Genomic DNA, 18,373 nt, shown 5'->3' on the forward strand with positions numbered 1-18,373 from the left:
AATTTATAATGAAAAGTTGACGCCTAAATTAAATGTTCTGGCTGTTGGATAGGTCACATTATCTATGCCCGCCGAAGGCACGCTGTTTACCGATTTATTGACATTCACCTCAGGATCAAATCCTTTATATTTAGTGATCACAAATAAATTTTGCCCGTTAACAAAAATGCCTAAATTTTTAATGGAGTTACCAACATCTCCTACCCGGTAACTTAATGTAGCGTTGGCAAGTTTTAAATAGCTTCCATTTTCAATATAACGTGATGAGGCTGCAATTGGATTGGCTGGCGACTCTAATATGCTTGAATTTACTAGTTCCGAAGCAATGTTTCTAGACCCTAAATTAGATATAGGTAATACAGCATTAGCGGTATTATTATAAATATCTTGTCCGAGGGCTCCATTAAAGTTTGCAGAGAAAGAGAATTTTTTATAATCTAACGCTGTACTAATACCTAATAACACTTTTGGATTTGGATTTCCCACACGATAAAACACAAAACCGTCGTCTGTATATTGTGAAAACCCTTCTTGATCCAATCCTAAATATTCCCTTGTCACGAAGGCAAAAAGCGGATAATTATTTTGAATTACTTGCACCGTTACATCACTGAGCCCTTGTCCGCTTAAGCTACCGGTTCTAATGATTTCATTTTCTCCTAAATTGCGTACCTTATTGCTTACAAACGTTGCATTCGCCCCTAAATCCCATCGAAAATTATCATTTTCAACGATTACACCATTTAGGTTCAGTTCGATCCCTTTGTTAATTACTTCTCCCGGCAAATTTATCCAAGTAATAGATGCATCCGGTGATGCAGGATATTGTGGTGTTTGCGGAAAAAGTAAATCCGTTGTTTTCTTATTAAAATAATCCACCGTACCACTCAAGCGGCCGTTAAATAAACCAAAATCCAGCCCCACATTCATCTGTTCATCCGATTGCCAACGTAAGTCTGGATTCTCGTTATTATTTATAGGTCTGGTTTGGCCACCACCTCCATATCCGATTGAATATCTACGTTGTGATGAACCCGACGGAAACTCTTGATTACCTGTTTTACCCCAACCGGCACGTAACTTCAATTGATTCAACCAAGCAACATCCGCCATAAAGTCTTCATTTTTCAGGTTCCAAGCACCCGCGAATGAAGGAAAGGTTCCATAACGGTTATTTTCTCCAAATCGAGTAGAACCGTCAATACGAACCGTAGCAGTCAATAGATAACGATCTTTAAAATTAAAGGTAGCCCTTCCGAAATAAGATTGTAGTTGCGTAGTAGGATCGTTAAAAGAGTTCAAATTTCTATTTCCAGGTGCAGTGGCTTGCATAACATCGGTATAATCTACAGGAATATCGCCGAAACCACGTGCATTCATGTCGGTGCCCCGATTGATGAAATCCATGTATTCATAACCTATCACCGCGTTTAGATTAAGGTCGGAGGCAATTTCTCTATTAAATGAGAGTGTATGAGTCAATTGTTTAGTTATGAGCTCATTATTAGCAACACTAGCATATCCCCCAGGGAAATTATTGGCGGGCTCCGCCTGAATACTTGGAAGATTAATAAAACTCCGCGTGGATGATCGACGTTCTCCCCGGTTATAGTTAATACTCAACAACATCCGATACTCCAACCAATCGTTAAACTTATAATAAGGTGACAAGCTTGCCAATATGGTAGATACATTAGAACGATCGTTATAAGCTTCAGACATGGCTAGCGGATTAACAATATTACCACGTTCTACCAGCAAACTGCCATCCGGGTTCCGCAATGGCCGAGTTGGGTTCCAGGCTAAAGCGTGTGTTAGTAAACTACCTGACGCTCCTGCGTCTGTTGCCAGGGGTGCTATATTTTCGTTGGTCTGGCTGGCTATTAAACTCACATCCAATCCCAATTTTTTACTTTTAAGCATTTTGAAATTTCCATTAAACGAACCGCTGTATCTTTTAAATCCGGTTTTTTCGATAATACCCTGCTGATCCTGATATCCAAAAGATGCTCTGTACTTATTATCAGCGTTCCCTCCGCTTAATGAAAGGCTGTGATTTTGATTGTAAGCGGTTCGCAATATCGCATCCAAAGCATCGACATTATCGCCAAAATCACCCGTTGTTAGTCCATATTTGTTTAAAGCGTCTCGATATTGGTTGCCGTCAAGAATGTCGATTCTTCTCATAATATTACTTATCCCACCGGAAGAGTTGACATCTACCTTCAGGCCGCCCTCCTGACCACGTTTTGTTGTGATTAAAACGACACCGTAAGCAGCTCTTGAACCATAGATTGCCGTTGCGGACGCGTCTTTTAAGATTTCCATCGAGGCAATGTCCGCCGGATTAATAAAACTCAAGGGATTTCCTGCCGGGCTCGTACCTATCCCGCCACTTTGACTCGGTCTGGCTGAACGCCCGTCCAAAGCAACGCCATCCACTACGTACAGTGTTGCCCGGTACCTGTAACAGCCGAATTACCACGAATACGTACGGTAGTAGCGCCCCCTGGTTGTCCGCTATTATTGATCATCTGCACACCGGACACCTTACCCTGAATTAATTGATCGGCTGCAACTAATGGGCCTTTGTTGAAATCCTTGGCGCCAACGGAAGCAACAGCTCCCGTTAAATCACTTCTGCGTTGGGTACCATACCCTACCACCACCACTTCATCCAAACCCTGCGCATCGGGTTGCATGGTAAAGGTCACCGTAACTGCCTGGCCTAAAACCGTGACAGATTTTTCTTGCGGCATATAGCCGACAAACGAGGCAACTAATGTGTACCTTCCATTCGGAATATTAGCCATGTTAAAATTCCCGTCGACATTCGTTCCTACGGATTTGTTTAATTCTTTTAGTTGTATAGAAGCACTTGGTAAAGGTTGGTTGTTTTCGTCTAAAACTTTTCCCGCTATACTGCCACTTTGTGCCATAGAAACGAGAGAGCTTAGCATAAAAATGAAATACGCCAGAAAACTGACAACATGATTCTTTTTCATTCGATTGGTTTTAATGGTTATAATGAAGCTTGTTGGGCCAATTTATTTGGCCATTTACATACATACATCGCTAGATAAGCTTAAGGAACGGGCGTTGGATAAAAATTCATAATTTACTTTAATTTTATTGGTGATACCTTTTGTTAAGATTGGCAATTGTCAACGTCTTTCATGACAACACACAATCTGTTTATATTGGCCTCAGGAAACACTACACGTAATGAAAACGTTCCCGATGAGTGCGGTAAAATTAAAGTTATTCTTAAGAATTACAAAAGTAATTTGCAAAATATACACGTTAGTTTGGGTATCGCACACTCCAGATCACCTCCTTTTCTTTTAAAAAACGTTGCAGGAAATGACGTTTTTAGTTACTTTTATGTCGTGACCTATTACAACCGTTCATTATATTCTATAGACTTATGAAGTTAAAAGCAGCCTTAGCTATTTTTCTATGTATCGGTTTAGCGTTCGTATTAAATAAAAAAATCGGGGATATCCCTCCTCTAGGAAAGTTTTTAAGTCCATTTGATGGCTTTTGGAAAAATGCAGAGCCCCTTTCGCAAACAGAAAATCAAAGCTTTTTTGTAAAAGGGATAAAAGACACCATCGAAATTTTTTATGACGACCAACGCATCCCCCACATTTCTGCCAGAAACGATTATGATCTCTATTTTGCGCAGGGCTACATTACTGCGAAAGACCGACTTTGGCAAATGGACTTTCAAACGCGATATGCAAGTGGTAGACTTGCGGAAGTAGTAGGTGCAAAAGCAGTTCCGTTAGATCGGTATCAACGAAGAATGGGTATGATGTTGGGTGCTGAGCGAATGCTAGCTGAAAGTATGAAAGATCCTATTAGTAAACTTATCCTTGAAGCCTATGCCGATGGTGTAAACGCTTATATCGCCGATCTCTCTCCTGCTGATTACCCTTTGGAATTCAAACTGTTAGATTATGCACCTGAACCTTGGCAACCTATAAATTCAGCCTTATTGCTGAAATTAATGTCTGCTACACTCGCCGGTAGTACCGATGAACTTCATATGACGAACATCCTGAAGACACATGGAAAAGAAATAACAGACAACTTATTTCCAAACTATCCTTTTAGAGAAGATCCGATTATCCCACAGGGAACGCCTTGGCCATTTAAGGCGGTACACGGAACAAACATTGCAAATAAAATTCAGACACCTGTAGAACAACCCAAAGAGTCACTCTCTTTAATGAAGTTTATTGATCAAAATAATTTACTGGCAGGAAACAAGGAAGAGGGTTTAGGCAGCAATAATTGGGCAATATCTTCGCAAAAAAGCAGCACGGGCTATCCAATACTGGCAAATGACCCACATCTTAGCCTTACACTTCCAAGCATTTGGTATCAGGTACAGCTTCAAAGTTCCACCAGCAACACTTGCGGTGTTTCTATCCCAGGTGCCCCTTGTGTAATTATCGGCTTTAATCAGCACATTGCCTGGGGTGTGACTAATGTCGGATCAGACGTATTAGATTGGTACCAAATTACCTTTAAAGATAAAAAAAAAGACTTCTATTTAGTTGATGATGAATGGAAGAAAACTACGAAAAGAATAGAAAAAATCAACGTAAGATCAGGTGCTACTGTATTCGATACGGTATACTACACCCATCACGGTCCTATTAGCGTCACCGAAGAACCGCTGAATAGCGAAAGCAACTTAGCAAACAACATACCAACGGGTGCAGCTTTGAAATGGGTTGCCCATTTGCCCTCCAATGATTTGCGAACCTTTTATGAGTTGAATCGAGCCAAGAACTATGGTGACTACAGAAAAGCACTGGTATTTTTTACTGCGCCTGCTCAGAACTTTATTTTCGCTGACAATCAGGATAACATTGCTATTACACCAAACGGCTATTTTCCATTAAAATCATTTGAACATGGAAAATTTATACTCGATGGAAAATACAGCAAGAACGATTGGTCGGACAGAATTCCTGCCGAGCAGAACCCAAGCGTTAAAAATCCATCACGCGGTTTTGTCAGTTCGGCAAATCAATCCCCGGTTGATCAAAGTTATCCTTATTATTTGAATTGGGAGTATGCACCCTATGATCGCGGGCATCGAATAAATGAACGACTAGCAAAACTGGAACACGCAACGGCTGATTCACTTCGATTACTTCAGCTCGATAACAGAAGCATATTGGCGGACGATATCCTGGATACCTTGGTGTCTGTTACTGAAGGGGTGCAGGAATTAAATGACATTGATCGAAAAGCACTTGCCTTATTGCGAAATTGGGATCATTGTTATGAAGCAACTTCTATTGCTGCAACCATTTTTGAACAATGGTATAAAGAAATTGAAAATGCATTATGGAGCAAATGGTTTGATAAAAAATCGGCGAAAATGCGTTATCCCAATCGCGATCGTACCGTCGAGCTCTTACTCAATGAACCTAATTCAATATGGTATGGAAAGGAAAAGACGGGCACCCTAAGCCCTCGAGCTACCCTGTTCGCCAAATCACTTCACGACGCCCTACAGAACCTGGAAGAAAAATATGGTGCGCTCGATGAAACTTGGGCGTGGGGAACGGTCAATGAACGACGTGTTCTTCACTTGGCGAGTATAAAAGGATTGGCATCTTTTAAGTTTCCCGTCAATGGTTCGGGGCGTACAATAAATGCAATCAAGGAAAAGAGCGGCCCTTCCTGGAGAATGGTGGTCGAACTTGGTCATAGGCCGAAGGCTTATGGCATATTACCGGGTGGCTCGTCAGGAAATCCGGGTAGCATTTATTATGACAATCAGTTGAAAGCCTGGCTTCAGGGAGAGCTCAAAGAACTACTATTCCTGACAGGTGAAAAAAATGAGCTGCAAAACAGAATTGTAAGTAAAATTACGCTTACCAACTAAATCTGCTTCTGTCTTTCGTAAGTGAATAGGCAAACTTCATGCTTTTTAAAATACTATTATAATGAAAATGTTTATCGTACTCTGTGTAATCATCTTTACGGCTCAATTAGTATTGCCTTGGTGGATCATTATACCAATTTCCGTCATTGTATCCTATCTTTTCAACGAAAAGCCATGGAAAGCTTTCATCATTTGCTTTGCTGCAATCTATTGTGTTTGGGCTTTGTACAGCCTTTATCTAAGTTATTTAAACGGACACATACTAGCTAACCGTGTCGGCCTGTTGCTGGGCTTACCTGAAAGCTCTTTCAATTGGATCTGGATGACGCTGATCAGTGGTATACCCGGTGGCCTTGTAGCGGGTTTTGCCGGCTTGTCGGGACAATACATTAGAAAAGCATTTTAATATTTTCACGTATCTTTGTTTTCAGTAAATATGGTAAACATCGATAAAAGGGCAATTTTTCAAATACGCTCATCGGAACAATTTGAGCAAGTTGCATTGCAAATTTTTAAGAAGCAAGCATTGGAGAATGCGGTGTATAAGGAATACCTGGACTATCTCAACTGTAATCCTAACAATATTTCTCATACAGAAGAAATTCCATTTCTGCCTATTGAATTTTTTAAAACAAAAGAAGTCATACTGAATAATCAAATCAGTCAAGTTATTTTTTCAAGTTCGGGAACTACCGGTATGCAACCAAGCAGGCATTTGGTTAGCGACTTGAGCTTGTACGAAGAGAGTTTCAGAAGAGCTTTCAGGCTTTTTTATGGCGATATAAAAAACATGGCCCTATTGGCCCTTCTTCCTTCTTATTTGGAACGCGAAGGATCTTCACTTATTTATATGGTAGATGATCTGATTAAGGATTCCAATCCACAATATAGCGGTTATTTCCTTTATGACCATCGGGCTTTATATGAACGATTGAAGGAGCTTCAAAACCTGAAAATTCCAACCATGCTAATCGGCGTCACCTATGCTTTGCTTGATTTTGTCGAAAACTATAACATTTCTTTTAAAGAGTTGATCGTTATGGAAACCGGTGGAATGAAAGGTAAGCGGAAGGAAATGATCCGAGATGAATTGCATAATATATTGTGCACCGGTTTCGGCGTCACCGCCATACATTCCGAATATGGAATGACTGAGCTTTTGTCTCAAGCCTATTCTGAGGCAAAGGGCGTTTTTGCCTGTCCTCCTTGGATGAAAGTATTAATAAGAGATGTAAATGATCCACTTACCAAATTGCCGAAGGGATTAACGGGAGGCGTCAATATAATTGACTTGGCTAATCTTAATAGTTGCTCTTTTATTGCCACACAAGATCTCGGTCGCGTTTCAAGTAATAATCATTTTGAAATATTGGGCCGCTTCGATCAAAGTGATATCCGAGGTTGTAATCTATTGGTCCAGTAGCCACTCGCTCATAGCTATTATTGTTACCGGCTGCTGAGCTACAACCGGTAACCGACATTCAAAAAGGGGCTTACTGTGCAATAAGTAAAAAATAGTTCTTTTTACCTTTTTGTGCAATTATATATTTGTTATTAATCAAGTTTGAAAGGTCAATCGTTTGATCAACCGATCCAACTTTTTCCCTATTAATGGATACGCCCCCACCTTGTATCATTTTCCGAGCTTCACCTTTTGAAGGGAAAACAGATGCGTAGGTAGAGAGGAGATCGACAACATTGATTCCGTTTTTCAACTCCTCTTTTCTAATTACAGACTGTGGCACACCATCGAAGACGTCCAATACATCTGCGTCGTCCATGCCACTTAGAAAGTCCAAAGAACCGCTTCCAAATAAAAACTCAGAAGTCTTTACGGCCATTTGGTAAGCAGATACCGAATGTGTTCTTATCGTAATATCCTCGGCTAGCGCCTTTTGAACAATTCGTAAATGTGGAGCAGCATCATGTTCAGCGATAATCGAATCGATTTCGGCCTTATCTTTAAGGGAAAAAATTTTGATCCAATTTTTTGCGTCTTCGTCACTTGCATTAAGCCAGAATTGATAATATTTATAGGGCGACGTTTTTTTAGGATCCAACCACACGGCACCACTTTCAGTTTTTCCAAATTTTGTGCCGTCTGTCTTCTTTATCAACTGAGTTGTTAAACCAAAGGCACTTCCTCCTTCCTGCCTTCTAATAAACTCCGAACCGGTTACGATATTACCCCATTGATCCGATCCGCCCATTTGAATCATACAACCTTTATGTTTCCATAGATAGTAAAAATCATAGCCTTGGATAAGCTGGTAAGAAAACTCCGTAAATGATAAGCCATTTTCACCTTCTAATCGCTTTTTTACTGAATCTTTTGCCATCATATAATTGACAGTGATAAGCTTTCCGACATCACGTATGAAATCTAAAAACTTAAAATCTTTGAACCAATCATAGTTATTGACCATTATGGCTCCATTGCCTTTTCCACTTCGGTTGTCAAAATCTAAGAATTTTCTCAACTGCTTTTCCAAGCATGAAACATTATGGCGAAGCGTTTCCTCGTCCAACAAGTTCCTTTCCGCTGATTTGAATGATGGATCTCCGATCATCCCGGTGGCTCCTCCCACCAAAGCGATCGGTCTATGTCCCGCTCGCTGAAAATGAATGAGAGTCATTATTTGCGTTAAATGACCTACATGCAACGAATCGCCTGTTGGATCAAAGCCGATATAACCGGAAGTTACTCCTTTTTCTAATTGTTCTTCTGTTCCGGGCATAATGTCCTGTAGCATGCCCCTCCAACGCAGCTCGTCAACAAAATTCATCTCTGTGTCTATTTATTTAACTATCTATTTTTCCCATGAAATGTGCAAACTTAGCATTATTTTTTCATCGATGTAATTTTTTCTCCATTTAATACCTGGAGTTCTTTACTCGAAAGCTCCTATTTGAAAACTGGCATAAAAAATGTATATTCACAGGAAGTTTGCACATAACAGAATTGGACAAAGATGAGGACTTTAAACTGAGTACCATGAATTTCCTATCTCATTTTTATTTTGAACGAAAAGTAAATGACCCTCATCGCGCACTTGGATCTGTGCTGCCTGATCTTTTACGAAATATGGATAGAGATATCCGTGTTTTTCCCGAGAAGAATGTTGCATTGTTTATCGATGATCAGCGTATTTCTCGGATATTGAAAGGCTGGTGCCGCCACTTGGCTACAGACCGGTTCTTCCACAACAATGTGTTTTTTTTGGAAAAAACGAGACAATTGAAAGCGCATTTGTCACCTGTTGTTGCAAATACACCCATCCGCGCTTCGTTTCTTTCACACATTGCGCTCGAGCTCCTCCTTGATCGCTTACTTCTCAAGGATAGTTGGCTACATGAAAACGACTTCTACGGGCAACTCCAAGATGTAGATCGTCAAAGCTTATCCCGTTTTTTGGAACTTGCCGGCTTACAAGATACCACACTATTCCTTACATTTTTTAATGCTTTTATCAATGATCGATATTTAGGAACCTATCGTGAGATGGCCAAAGTTACCTACGCTCTAGACCAAGTTTGTAAAAAATTTTGGCCGCAAGGCTTAAATGAAGATAAAAAACTTCAGCTGACTGATGCCTTAAATGTATATGAAAGAGAATTAGCATACAATTATAAAGTGATCTTTAACGAAATTGCCGATTATTTAAGCAAATACTACAATTAGGCTCACCTAAGAATGGATGCAGCTTTATTTGGTGTCCATAACAACGGAATAAAATATTTTTTTTATGTTTGGGCCTTAATTTTAATTGCTGTTTAACAACCAAACATCGTATGGCTCATAAACTCTTCCGCAAAAAAACCGTTGAGCAAATCCAAAAAGACACGTATCATCAAGGAAGCGGAGGATTAGCAAAAGTCCTAGGCGTAAAAGATCTAGTTTCGCTCGGTATAGCGGCTATTGTTGGGGCGGGTATCTTTAGTACAATAGGATTAGCAAGCTATAACGGTGGTCCGGCAGTTTCGCTTTTATTCGTTTTTACAGCGATAGCATGTGTATTTACGGCGCTTTCTTATGCGCAATTTGCAAGCACCGTCCCCGTTTCCGGAAGTGCCTATACTTATGCCTATGTTGCATTCGGTGAAATATTCGCATGGATAATCGGATGGGCACTTATTTTGGAATATGCAGTGTCCAACATGGTGGTTGCCATCTCGTGGTCTGAATACTTTGTAAGCATGCTAAAGGGCTTCGGCATCCGACTTCCACTGTGGCTTACAACTTCTTCCGAAGGCGCCTATGAAGCTTTCCATAAACTACAACAAGCGGGCTCCGAAGCTCTCAGTTCTTCTGAAAAAATTGCAGCAGCGGCCTATGAACAAGCTCCCCACTTAGGTAATATTGCCCTTGTTTGCAACCTTCCGGCTGGCCTTATTACGATTTTGGTGACGTGGCTGGTCTATATTGGCATTAAAGAATCAAGAACTGCAAGCAACATCATGGTCATTCTTAAAGTCAGCGTGGTGCTTTTTGTTATTATCGGGGGTGCTTTTTATGTTAAACCGGCAAACTGGAGTCCTTTCGCACCTAATGGAATTCAAGGAATTTTAAGTGGTGTTGCAGCTGTGTTCTTTGCGTTCATCGGTTTTGACTCCATTTCAACTACAGCGGAGGAATGTAAGAATCCACAACGTGACCTCCCACGTGCTATGATCTACTGCCTTTTAATCTGTACCGTTTTATATGTATTAATAACGCTTGTGCTAACAGGGATGGTGAACTATAAAGAATTGAACGTGAATGATCCCTTAGCCTTTGTATTTCAATCAACAGGATTAGATTTTATGGCAGGAGTCATCTCCATTAGTTCTGTTATAGCTATTACCAGTGCCCTATTGGTTTTTCAATTGGGTCAACCACGCATTTGGATGACGATGAGCCGAGATGGTCTATTATGGAAAAAATTTGCCAGTATTCATCCCAAGTATAAAACACCTGGCTTTGCCACCATTATTGCCGGTATCGTGGTTACGATTCCTGCGCTATTCTTTAGAATGGATTTCTTTGTAGACTTAACCAGTGTAGGTACTTTCTTTGCCTTTATATTGGTTTGTGGTGGTGTTTTATATTTAGATCATCAAGGAATCTCAAAACAATCAAAGTTCCGGGTTCCTTACGTCAACGGCAAATATATAGTCGGTTTAGCCCTCTTAATAACAGTGCTAGGTCTGTTCATTTATGGTAAAGCAACGATAAAAGAATGGGTTGATCTCTCTGCCGTGGAATTAATCGAACATAAATCGCTCACAATAATCTTCTGGCTTACTTGGGTCATACTTACTGTTCTCAGCTACAAATACAACTTCTCGACACTCCCGGTAGCCGGTATTTTGGTAAATCTTTACCTCATGACTGAACTTGGCGCAAGCAACTGGATTATATTTATTGGTTGGCTCGTTATAGGTCTTATCATCTACTTCATTTACGGCTATAGAAAGTCAAAATTGAATGTTAGCCATAGAGCTTTAGGCGATAAGCTCTAAGCTTTAGTTACCCTGTCGGTATGTAAGTACAACTGTCACAACCACCTAACCCACCACCATTACATTGGCTAACCGACCTTTGGGAGTTCATGAGTGCCGAAAAAGCTAACACTTACGAATAACTGGCTAATTGGCTAATTAACCGAACCTACTGCTTCCAATAACTTCGTTTGATATTAATTTCTTTTGTACCCGAAATGACAAGTGGTACACGTTCAATGGTCACGAAGCTGGAATCTAAGCCGAAACCTCTTTCTTCTGATAAACTGAAATGCCTCAGCAGATTATAGGCATCCATTACGATACGTTCCATAAACCCTAGATTATTAGACCTTGAAACCACTTTTTCGAGGACCACAAATCGAAAGTCACCCACCATATTATATTTCTTCAAGGTTTTATACCTACTTGTAATCTCTACCTCCTGGTTTTTCACTAACTCTTCTACTACCTTTCGGAACAACAGGCTAATACGTTGTTCGACTCTAAATCCTAAACGAAAATCTATTCGTATCAACTTGCCCTTAACTAGGTGATCCACTTTATATTCATTTGTATAGGGTTCATCGGTCACATCAACATGAACCAGCCAGTATACATCGGCGCGTTTTGGTTTCTTCTGAAGAATAGAATAAACAATCTTCGACTCTATTTCCGATCTAAAATTGGCGCTAGTCAGGTATACGAGTTGAGAAGCATAGCGAGGCACTGTTTCATCTTCTGTCAATTCACTTAATATAGGATAATAATCCTCTATATCAACATAGCGTACAAAATTATTCTTTATCTTTCGAGCCCACCACCAACAAAGCATAACAGCAAAAAGCACACTCGCCAAAAGCAGCGTCAGCCATCCACCATGAGCAATTTTGGCGCCGTTTGCCGCTAAAAAAGCCAGTTCTATCCCCATGTAAATGATGAAAAAAAGCGCAATCAAATACCGTGGTGTATGCTTTTTGAAAAGATACGCTACCATTAAGACAGTTGTTGCTAGAAAGGTGGTATTGATGGCTAATCCATAGGCCGCTTCCATATTGCGCGACTCTTTGAATATTAAAATTACGACCATACAGCCAATCCATAAAAGTAAATTTACAGATGGCACGTACAACTGGCCTTTTTGATTACTTGGGTAGTTAATTTTCACTTTCGGCCAGATATTAAGTCGCACCGCCTCAGCAATCAGGGTAAACGATCCCGATATCATAGCTTGCGATGCGATAATAGCTGCTATCGTTGCAATGGTAATGCCAATCGTCAAAAACCACTCCGGCATCAAGAGGTAGAAAGGATTCTGATCGTTTAGATAGGCACCTTGATGCTGTGCCAACCAAATGCCTTGACCAAAATAATTCATTAATAGGCAGGTTTTTACGTAAATCCAGCTTATTCTAACATTCGCGCGCCCACAATGGCCCAAATCTGAATAAAGTGCTTCAGCACCTGTAGTACACAAGAATACCGCTCCTAAAATCAACCATGCATTCGGATAATTAATTAGAAGTTTAATGGCATAATACGGGTTGATAGCTGCAATAATTTCGGGCATATCAACCAAGTAACGTAAGCCTAAAACCCCCATCATCGTAAACCAAACAAACATCAGCGGACCAAACACTCTTCCTACCACCGATGTTCCAAATCGTTGAATAACAAATAAAACAGAAATGATGCCGATCACAATGGGAACAGTGGGCAAATCTTTGTTATAGATTTTCAACCCTTCAATTGCGGAAGATACGGTGATTGGTGGCGTAATCATCCCGTCAGCAAGCATAGCGGCAGCTCCAACCATGGCCGGAAATATTAACCACTTAGCTCTCCGTTTGACTAGCGAGAATAGAGACAGAATCCCACCCTCTCCCTTATTATCGGCCTTTAACGTGATGATAACGTATTTTATGGTAGTTTGTAAAGTCAAAGTCCAAAAAATACAGGATAATCCCCCATAAATCAACTCAGATGTGATAACATCGTCACCTATAATGGCTTTGAATACATATAAAGGAGAGGTTCCTATGTCGCCATATATCACCCCCAAACTAACCAATAAACCCGCAGCGCTTAACTTGTGTAAATCTTTTGATTTTTCCACTGATTAATTTTTCTAATTTACGAGGCAAATGTAGCTAATATATTGATATTTGAAAGCATGTCTCATTTCCAATCAATTCAAAAACAGAGCAAACGAAAAAAGTTGTTAAAAATTGTTAAAAACTATCTTTTTTTGCTTTGTTCTAAAAATTGAAATATATTTATTATATTTTTGTAGTCAAGCTAACTGGTGAAGTGTTTCCCTTTGTGACGATCCACTTCTCTTTTTTTGCAATAACTATTTGAAGCGACACCTATGGCATATAAATACTTTTCTATTCTATATCTTTTTATTTTAAGTGTATTCTTTACGCTAGCAAAAATAGACACGCATGCGGCGGCTTCTCTCAGTCTAGAAATGGATTCCGCATCGAGAAAGCAGCAAACACCCATGCAGAAGAGTCGAATTTCCGACCACAAAGCCTATAAGGTCAGCGATCTGCACTTTGGATTCAAACCTTTTTCTCCCTTAATGGGGGCACAAAAGATGGAGGGGACGGAAAATGAAAAGCTGCTCAGTAATGTGAAGGTTTTTCCAAACCAAATTTCAGATCAACTGAGTTTGTCCTTTAAACTAAACAAAGATAGTAATGTGTCCATCAAAGTGATGGATGCGTTGGGAAATGAAGTAACTACTTTGCTTTCACAACGTCTGTCTGCGGGAGAACAAAGCAACACTTTTAACTTGGGTAGTAAGCTTAACCAGGGATTTTACTTTATCCGTGTTGTTGCCGGTACAGAAACTATTGTTAAGCGAATTGAAGTGCTCTAGATAAAAACTAATTACTTTTCTGATTCGAAACCATCCGCTCCAATTGGAAACGGATGGTTTTTTTATTTAAATTAACAATCAAAAAATTCGTTGCAATTTTTTTTTGTAGTAGGTTTGGGGGTATATTTACAGAAACCTGCCTGCGGTAAGCAGGCAAGCTTCATTGCCACTTTAAAACAAATTATTAAATGAAACCTGCTGGCCGTAGGCAGGCAAGCTTCATTGCCACTTTAAAACAAATTATTAAATGAAAATTATAGCAATCGGTAGAAACTATGTAGCCCATGCCCACGAATTAAACAATCCTGTACCGGAAAAGCCTGTAATTTTTTTGAAACCGGATACAGCAATACTTAAAGACAATAAAGATTTTTATCTACCTGATTTTTCAAAGGAAGTCCATCACGAAATTGAGATAGTGATCCGAATTTGCAAAGAGGGAAAGCATGTTCAGCGAAAATTTGCTGATACCTATTATGATTCCATCGGTTTGGGAATCGATTTTACAGCACGCGATCTTCAAGCAGAACATAAACAAAAAGGTCTACCCTGGGAACTGGCAAAAGCCTTTGATCAATCGGCGCCCGTTAGTACTTTGATTCCAAAAAACACTTTTGCAGATATCTATAACATTAATTTTTGTTTAAAGAAAAACGGAGAAGAAGTTCAGATAGGGAATACAAACAATTTGATCTTTTCTTTTGAGAGCATTATATCCTTTGTAAGCGAATACATTACACTCCGTAAGGGCGATCTAATCTTTACAGGAACACCTGCCGGCGTAGGCCCTGTGGCTATCGGCGATCATTTGGAAGGTTATATTGAAGACCAAAAGCTACTTGATTTCAATATAAAGTAAATTGCGGATGAAACTTCTCTATATTACCGCGCTATTTCTCCATTTCATGCTTCCGGTAGAAGCTCAAGATTCGCGCGTTCAACAAAAACAATACCCGCAGAACTATTTTCGTCCTCCGCTAGACCTAGCGCCACAGGCAGCCGGAAGCTTTGGTGAATTGAGGTCAAACCATTTTCATTCTGGAACAGATTATAGGACGAATCAGCGAGAGGGTTATCCGGTTTACGCCGTAGCTGATGGCTTTATTTCTCGTGCCCGCGTCCAAATAGGCGGTGGCGGAAATGCGCTTTATATAGATCATCCAAATGGTTATACCAGCGTTTATATGCATCTACAACAATTCAATGCAAAAATCGCCACGCTTGTAAAAGATAAGCAATACAGTGAAAAAAGATTTGATGTAGATTTTCCGTTGACAGCCACAATGATTCCGGTGAAGAAGGGAGACGTCATCGCATTCTCCGGGAATACCGGTGGGTCCGCTGGACCCCATTTGCATTTTGAACTTAGAGATACTAAGACCGAGCATACCATTAACGCTCAACTTTTTGGACTGACAATTCCCGACAGGGTCCCTCCTACTATTAGCGCTTTAACGGTATATCGATTTGGAAGCGATACATACGACGAAAACACAGAAAGAGAACACTTTCAGGTTTCGGGGACCGGTGGTGAATATAAAATTACCCCGACAAAAACGATCATCATCAACGGACCAACTGCTTTTGGAATTGTAGCTTCCGACCTCAATTCTGCATCAGCCAATCGAAACGGCGTATACTCCATTGAACTTTTCTTGGATGGAAAGAACATTTATACAGCGGCCTGGGAGAGCTTTTCTTTTGACAATAGTCGAGCCATTAATGCACATATTGATTATGCGTCTTATATATTACATAAAAGAAGAATACAAAAGAGCTTCGTGGAACAAGGGAACAAACTAGAAATTTACCACAATCTTCATAATCGGGGTATCATCCATATTAAAGATCAACAGAGTCATCGGCTTCTTTATAAAGTAAAAGATATAATGGGCAATGTGAGTACTTTATCATTCGAAGTCAGAAACGATCCTCAGTATACGATAGCAAAAAAGAATCACGAAGGAACGACTTTCTTTTATTATGGGCAAGATAACCAATTTGAAAATGACGCGATAAAGATTAACCTGCCTAAAGGCAGCCTATACAGCGATTTATATTTTAGATACGATCAAGGTACGCGTCCAAAAGGTGCTTATTCACATCTACAGCACATCCATAACCGCATGGTTCCGGTGCATCAGGGATATAGCTTGGCAATTAATGCGCAGGACGTGCCCCGCAACTTGCAATCCAAAGCTCTTATTGTAAATGCGCAAGGCGATTCGCAAGGAGGCATTTATAAAGATGGTTTTGTTATGACGACTGCAAGAACCCTGGGAAGTTTTTACATCACCGTTGATACCGTCGCTCCCATTATCCGTTCGCTTAATCTCTCTGCAAACAAAAATATGAGTGCCTACAGTCGGATTAACTTCAAAATATCCGATAATTTATCAGGAATTCAGTCATTTGAGGGCTACATAGATGATCAATGGATATTAATGGAATATGATCCCAAAAGTGCATCTCTCCGACATACCTTTGACGACAACCTCCCTAAAGGAAGGCATCGGTTCAAATTGCGTGTAAAAGACTGGAAAGACAACGAAAAAGTATTTGAGGCGGATTTTGTGAAATAAGCTGTCAGCCATTGGCTATTAGTCATTAGCTAACGGCTAAAATCTAATAACTAAAAAAATGAAAGAACTAAAAGAAGGTGATAAAGCACCGGCGATTAACGCCAAAAATCAAAAAGGTGAAACCGTAGAACTGAAAGACTATTTAGGTAAAAAAGTGATTTTATACTTTTACCCGAAAGATAATACACCGGGCTGCACCACCGAAGCCTGTAACTTTAGAGATAATTATCAGTCTCTCCTTCAAGATGGATATGAGGTATTAGGAGTGAGTATTGACAGTGAACAATCGCATCAAAAGTTTATCAGCAAGTATGAACTCCCTTTCAACTTATTGGCTGATGAGGATAAAAAGATAGTTGAGGACTACGGTGTTTGGGTGGAGAAAAATATGTATGGTAGAAAATACATGGGAACAGCCAGAACTACCTTTGTGATCAATGAAAAGGGAATCATTGAACATATCATCAGAAAGGTCGATAATAAAAATGCTTCCCGCCAGATACGGGATTTGGTAAAATAGACCATTTATTTAAAAGACCAACCAATATAAGTGTCAAATTAACAACTATTAATTAACGGCTAATAACTAAAAATATTTATCTTAGCATCTTAATATCGTTTAACACAAATTATAATGAGTGCAGACATAGCAAAACTTGAAAACATAGCAAAGCAAGTACGTCGAGATATCGTACGCATGGTACATGGTTGCCAGTCCGGCCATCCGGGAGGATCACTGGGATGTGCAGACTTTTTCGTAGCCCTCTATTTCCATCAAATGGAACACAATCCTACGTTCAACTTGGATGGTATTGGAGAAGACATTTTCTTTTTGTCCAATGGACATATATCTCCCGTATTTTACAGCACCTTGGCACGTGCCGGATACTTCGACAAAAGTGAACTAGCAACTTTTAGAAAGATTGATTCCAGGCTGCAAGGGCATCCAACAACACATGAACATTTGCCGGGTGTGCGTGTTGCTTCTGGCTCTCTTGGTCAAGGACTTTCCGTGGCAATCGGAGCTTCCCGTGCGAAAAAACTAAATGCGGATGATAAACTGGTTTATGTTTTAATGGGCGATGGTGAATTGCAAGAAGGCCAAGTATGGGAAGCTGCCATGTATGCACCACATAATAAAGTGGATAACCTTATCGCAACGATTGATTTAAACGGTCAACAAATCGATGGCCCAACCGAACGTGTACTTTCTTTAGGTAATTTAAAAGCCAAATGGGAGGCTTTCGGATGGGATGTTTTGGAGGCAAAAGGTAACGATATGGCGCAGCTCATCGAAACCTTAACGGAAGCGAAAAGCCGTACAGGAAAAGGAAAACCGGTTATGATTCTTATGCATACCGAAATGGGATATGGCGTTGATTTTATGATGGGATCACATAAATGGCATGGTGTAGCACCCAATGATGAACAGCTAGCTACAGCACTAGCACAGCTTGAAGAAACTTTAGGAGATTATTAATTGACCTGACTTGGTCATACACTATTCAATAT

The 18,373-nt window shown here is 40.1% G+C and carries 14 protein-coding genes; 10 read left to right on the forward strand and 4 right to left on the reverse strand.

The genetic code is table 11. The features are described from left to right. Window positions 1–3 precede the first annotated feature (3 nt). Together QT327_RS15000 and QT327_RS15005 are read right to left on the reverse strand one after the other, a co-directional pair. The gene (locus QT327_RS15000) at window positions 4–2,442 is read right to left on the reverse strand and encodes a SusC/RagA family TonB-linked outer membrane protein (protein ID WP_289553211.1); all 2,439 of its coding nucleotides are present in this window, start codon (window positions 2,440–2,442) and stop codon (window positions 4–6) included. Beyond that, window positions 2,442–3,005 carry a carboxypeptidase-like regulatory domain-containing protein gene (locus QT327_RS15005; RefSeq protein WP_289553213.1) on the reverse strand — a complete coding sequence of 188 codons (564 nt, stop codon included), beginning with the start codon at window positions 3,003–3,005 and terminating at the stop codon, window positions 2,442–2,444. The genes QT327_RS15000 and QT327_RS15005 overlap by 1 nt, the downstream gene beginning before the upstream one ends. 422 nt (window positions 3,006–3,427) lie before the next feature. Between QT327_RS15005 and QT327_RS15010 the strand changes: the two genes are divergently transcribed. The 3 genes from QT327_RS15010 (at window position 3,428) to QT327_RS15020 (ending at window position 7,334) form a co-directional block, all read left to right on the forward strand. Next, window positions 3,428–5,911: a penicillin acylase family protein gene (locus QT327_RS15010; RefSeq protein WP_289553215.1), complete on the forward strand. Its 2,484-nt coding sequence runs from the start codon at window positions 3,428–3,430 to the stop codon at window positions 5,909–5,911. 61 nt (window positions 5,912–5,972) lie between these two features. Then, entirely contained in the window at window positions 5,973–6,317 is a 345-nt protein-coding gene (locus QT327_RS15015) for a hypothetical protein (RefSeq protein WP_130855831.1), read from the forward strand. Between the two features lie 30 nt (window positions 6,318–6,347). Then, window positions 6,348–7,334 carry a LuxE/PaaK family acyltransferase gene (locus QT327_RS15020; RefSeq protein WP_130855830.1) on the forward strand — a complete coding sequence of 329 codons (987 nt, stop codon included), beginning with the start codon at window positions 6,348–6,350 and terminating at the stop codon, window positions 7,332–7,334. Between the two features lie 70 nt (window positions 7,335–7,404). On the opposite strand, the gene tyrS is transcribed toward QT327_RS15020, so the two are convergent. Then, entirely contained in the window at window positions 7,405–8,697 is a 1,293-nt protein-coding gene (gene tyrS / locus QT327_RS15025) for a tyrosine--tRNA ligase (RefSeq protein WP_130855829.1), read from the reverse strand. 209 nt (window positions 8,698–8,906) lie between these two features. Between tyrS and QT327_RS15030 the strand changes: the two genes are divergently transcribed. Together QT327_RS15030 and QT327_RS15035 are read left to right on the forward strand one after the other, a co-directional pair. Further along, entirely contained in the window at window positions 8,907–9,593 is a 687-nt protein-coding gene (locus QT327_RS15030; protein WP_013667159.1) for a hypothetical protein, read from the forward strand. A gap of 110 nt (window positions 9,594–9,703) precedes the next feature. After that, window positions 9,704–11,413: an amino acid permease gene (locus QT327_RS15035; RefSeq protein WP_289553218.1), complete on the forward strand. Its 1,710-nt coding sequence runs from the start codon at window positions 9,704–9,706 to the stop codon at window positions 11,411–11,413. A 148-nt stretch (window positions 11,414–11,561) separates the two neighbouring features. On the opposite strand, the gene QT327_RS15040 is transcribed toward QT327_RS15035, so the two are convergent. Then, window positions 11,562–13,508 (reverse strand): KUP/HAK/KT family potassium transporter, encoded by a 1,947-nt coding sequence (locus QT327_RS15040; protein ID WP_130855827.1) that lies wholly within the window; start codon window positions 13,506–13,508, stop codon window positions 11,562–11,564. 255 nt (window positions 13,509–13,763) lie between these two features. Here QT327_RS15040 and QT327_RS15045 point away from each other — a divergent pair, with 255 nt between their 5' ends. The 5 genes from QT327_RS15045 to QT327_RS15065 all read left to right on the forward strand — a co-directional run bounded on the left by QT327_RS15045 (window position 13,764) and on the right by QT327_RS15065 (window position 18,341). Next, window positions 13,764–14,279 (forward strand): T9SS type A sorting domain-containing protein, encoded by a 516-nt coding sequence (locus QT327_RS15045; protein ID WP_289553219.1) that lies wholly within the window; start codon window positions 13,764–13,766, stop codon window positions 14,277–14,279. A gap of 247 nt (window positions 14,280–14,526) precedes the next feature. Beyond that, on the forward strand, window positions 14,527–15,138 hold the full coding sequence (locus QT327_RS15050) for a fumarylacetoacetate hydrolase family protein (protein ID WP_130855825.1): 612 nt from the start codon (window positions 14,527–14,529) through the stop codon (window positions 15,136–15,138). A gap of 7 nt (window positions 15,139–15,145) precedes the next feature. Further along, the gene (locus tag QT327_RS15055) at window positions 15,146–16,861 is read left to right on the forward strand and encodes a M23 family metallopeptidase (protein WP_289553221.1); all 1,716 of its coding nucleotides are present in this window, start codon (window positions 15,146–15,148) and stop codon (window positions 16,859–16,861) included. Window positions 16,862–16,919: 58 nt separating this feature from the next. After that, on the forward strand, window positions 16,920–17,381 hold the full coding sequence (gene bcp / locus QT327_RS15060; protein ID WP_289553222.1) for a thioredoxin-dependent thiol peroxidase: 462 nt from the start codon (window positions 16,920–16,922) through the stop codon (window positions 17,379–17,381). 114 nt (window positions 17,382–17,495) lie between these two features. Then, window positions 17,496–18,341, forward strand: coding sequence for a transketolase (locus QT327_RS15065; protein ID WP_013667166.1), 846 nt, complete (start codon window positions 17,496–17,498; stop codon window positions 18,339–18,341). Window positions 18,342–18,373: the final 32 nt, after the last annotated feature.

Source organism: Olivibacter sp. 47 (assembly GCF_030372825.1).
Taxonomy (GTDB): domain Bacteria; phylum Bacteroidota; class Bacteroidia; order Sphingobacteriales; family Sphingobacteriaceae; genus Olivibacter; species Olivibacter oleidegradans.

Excerpts from the sequence above, each read along its gene's own strand:
- bcp (WP_289553222.1), top strand. The coding sequence starts at position 16,920 with ATGAAAGAACTAAAAGAAGGTGATAAAGCACCGGCGATTAACGCCAAA.
- QT327_RS15020 (WP_130855830.1), top strand. The coding sequence starts at position 6,348 with ATGGTAAACATCGATAAAAGGGCAATTTTTCAAATACGCTCATCGGAA.
- QT327_RS15015 (WP_130855831.1), top strand. The coding sequence starts at position 5,973 with ATGAAAATGTTTATCGTACTCTGTGTAATCATCTTTACGGCTCAATTA.
- QT327_RS15030 (WP_013667159.1), top strand. The coding sequence starts at position 8,907 with ATGAATTTCCTATCTCATTTTTATTTTGAACGAAAAGTAAATGACCCT.
- QT327_RS15065 (WP_013667166.1), top strand. The coding sequence starts at position 17,496 with ATGAGTGCAGACATAGCAAAACTTGAAAACATAGCAAAGCAAGTACGT.
- QT327_RS15050 (WP_130855825.1), top strand. The coding sequence starts at position 14,527 with ATGAAAATTATAGCAATCGGTAGAAACTATGTAGCCCATGCCCACGAA.
- QT327_RS15005 (WP_289553213.1), bottom strand. The coding sequence starts at position 3,005 with ATGAAAAAGAATCATGTTGTCAGTTTTCTGGCGTATTTCATTTTTATG.
- QT327_RS15045 (WP_289553219.1), top strand. The coding sequence starts at position 13,764 with ATGGCATATAAATACTTTTCTATTCTATATCTTTTTATTTTAAGTGTA.
- tyrS (WP_130855829.1), bottom strand. The coding sequence starts at position 8,697 with ATGAATTTTGTTGACGAGCTGCGTTGGAGGGGCATGCTACAGGACATT.
- QT327_RS15035 (WP_289553218.1), top strand. The coding sequence starts at position 9,704 with ATGGCTCATAAACTCTTCCGCAAAAAAACCGTTGAGCAAATCCAAAAA.
- QT327_RS15010 (WP_289553215.1), top strand. The coding sequence starts at position 3,428 with ATGAAGTTAAAAGCAGCCTTAGCTATTTTTCTATGTATCGGTTTAGCG.
- QT327_RS15055 (WP_289553221.1), top strand. The coding sequence starts at position 15,146 with ATGAAACTTCTCTATATTACCGCGCTATTTCTCCATTTCATGCTTCCG.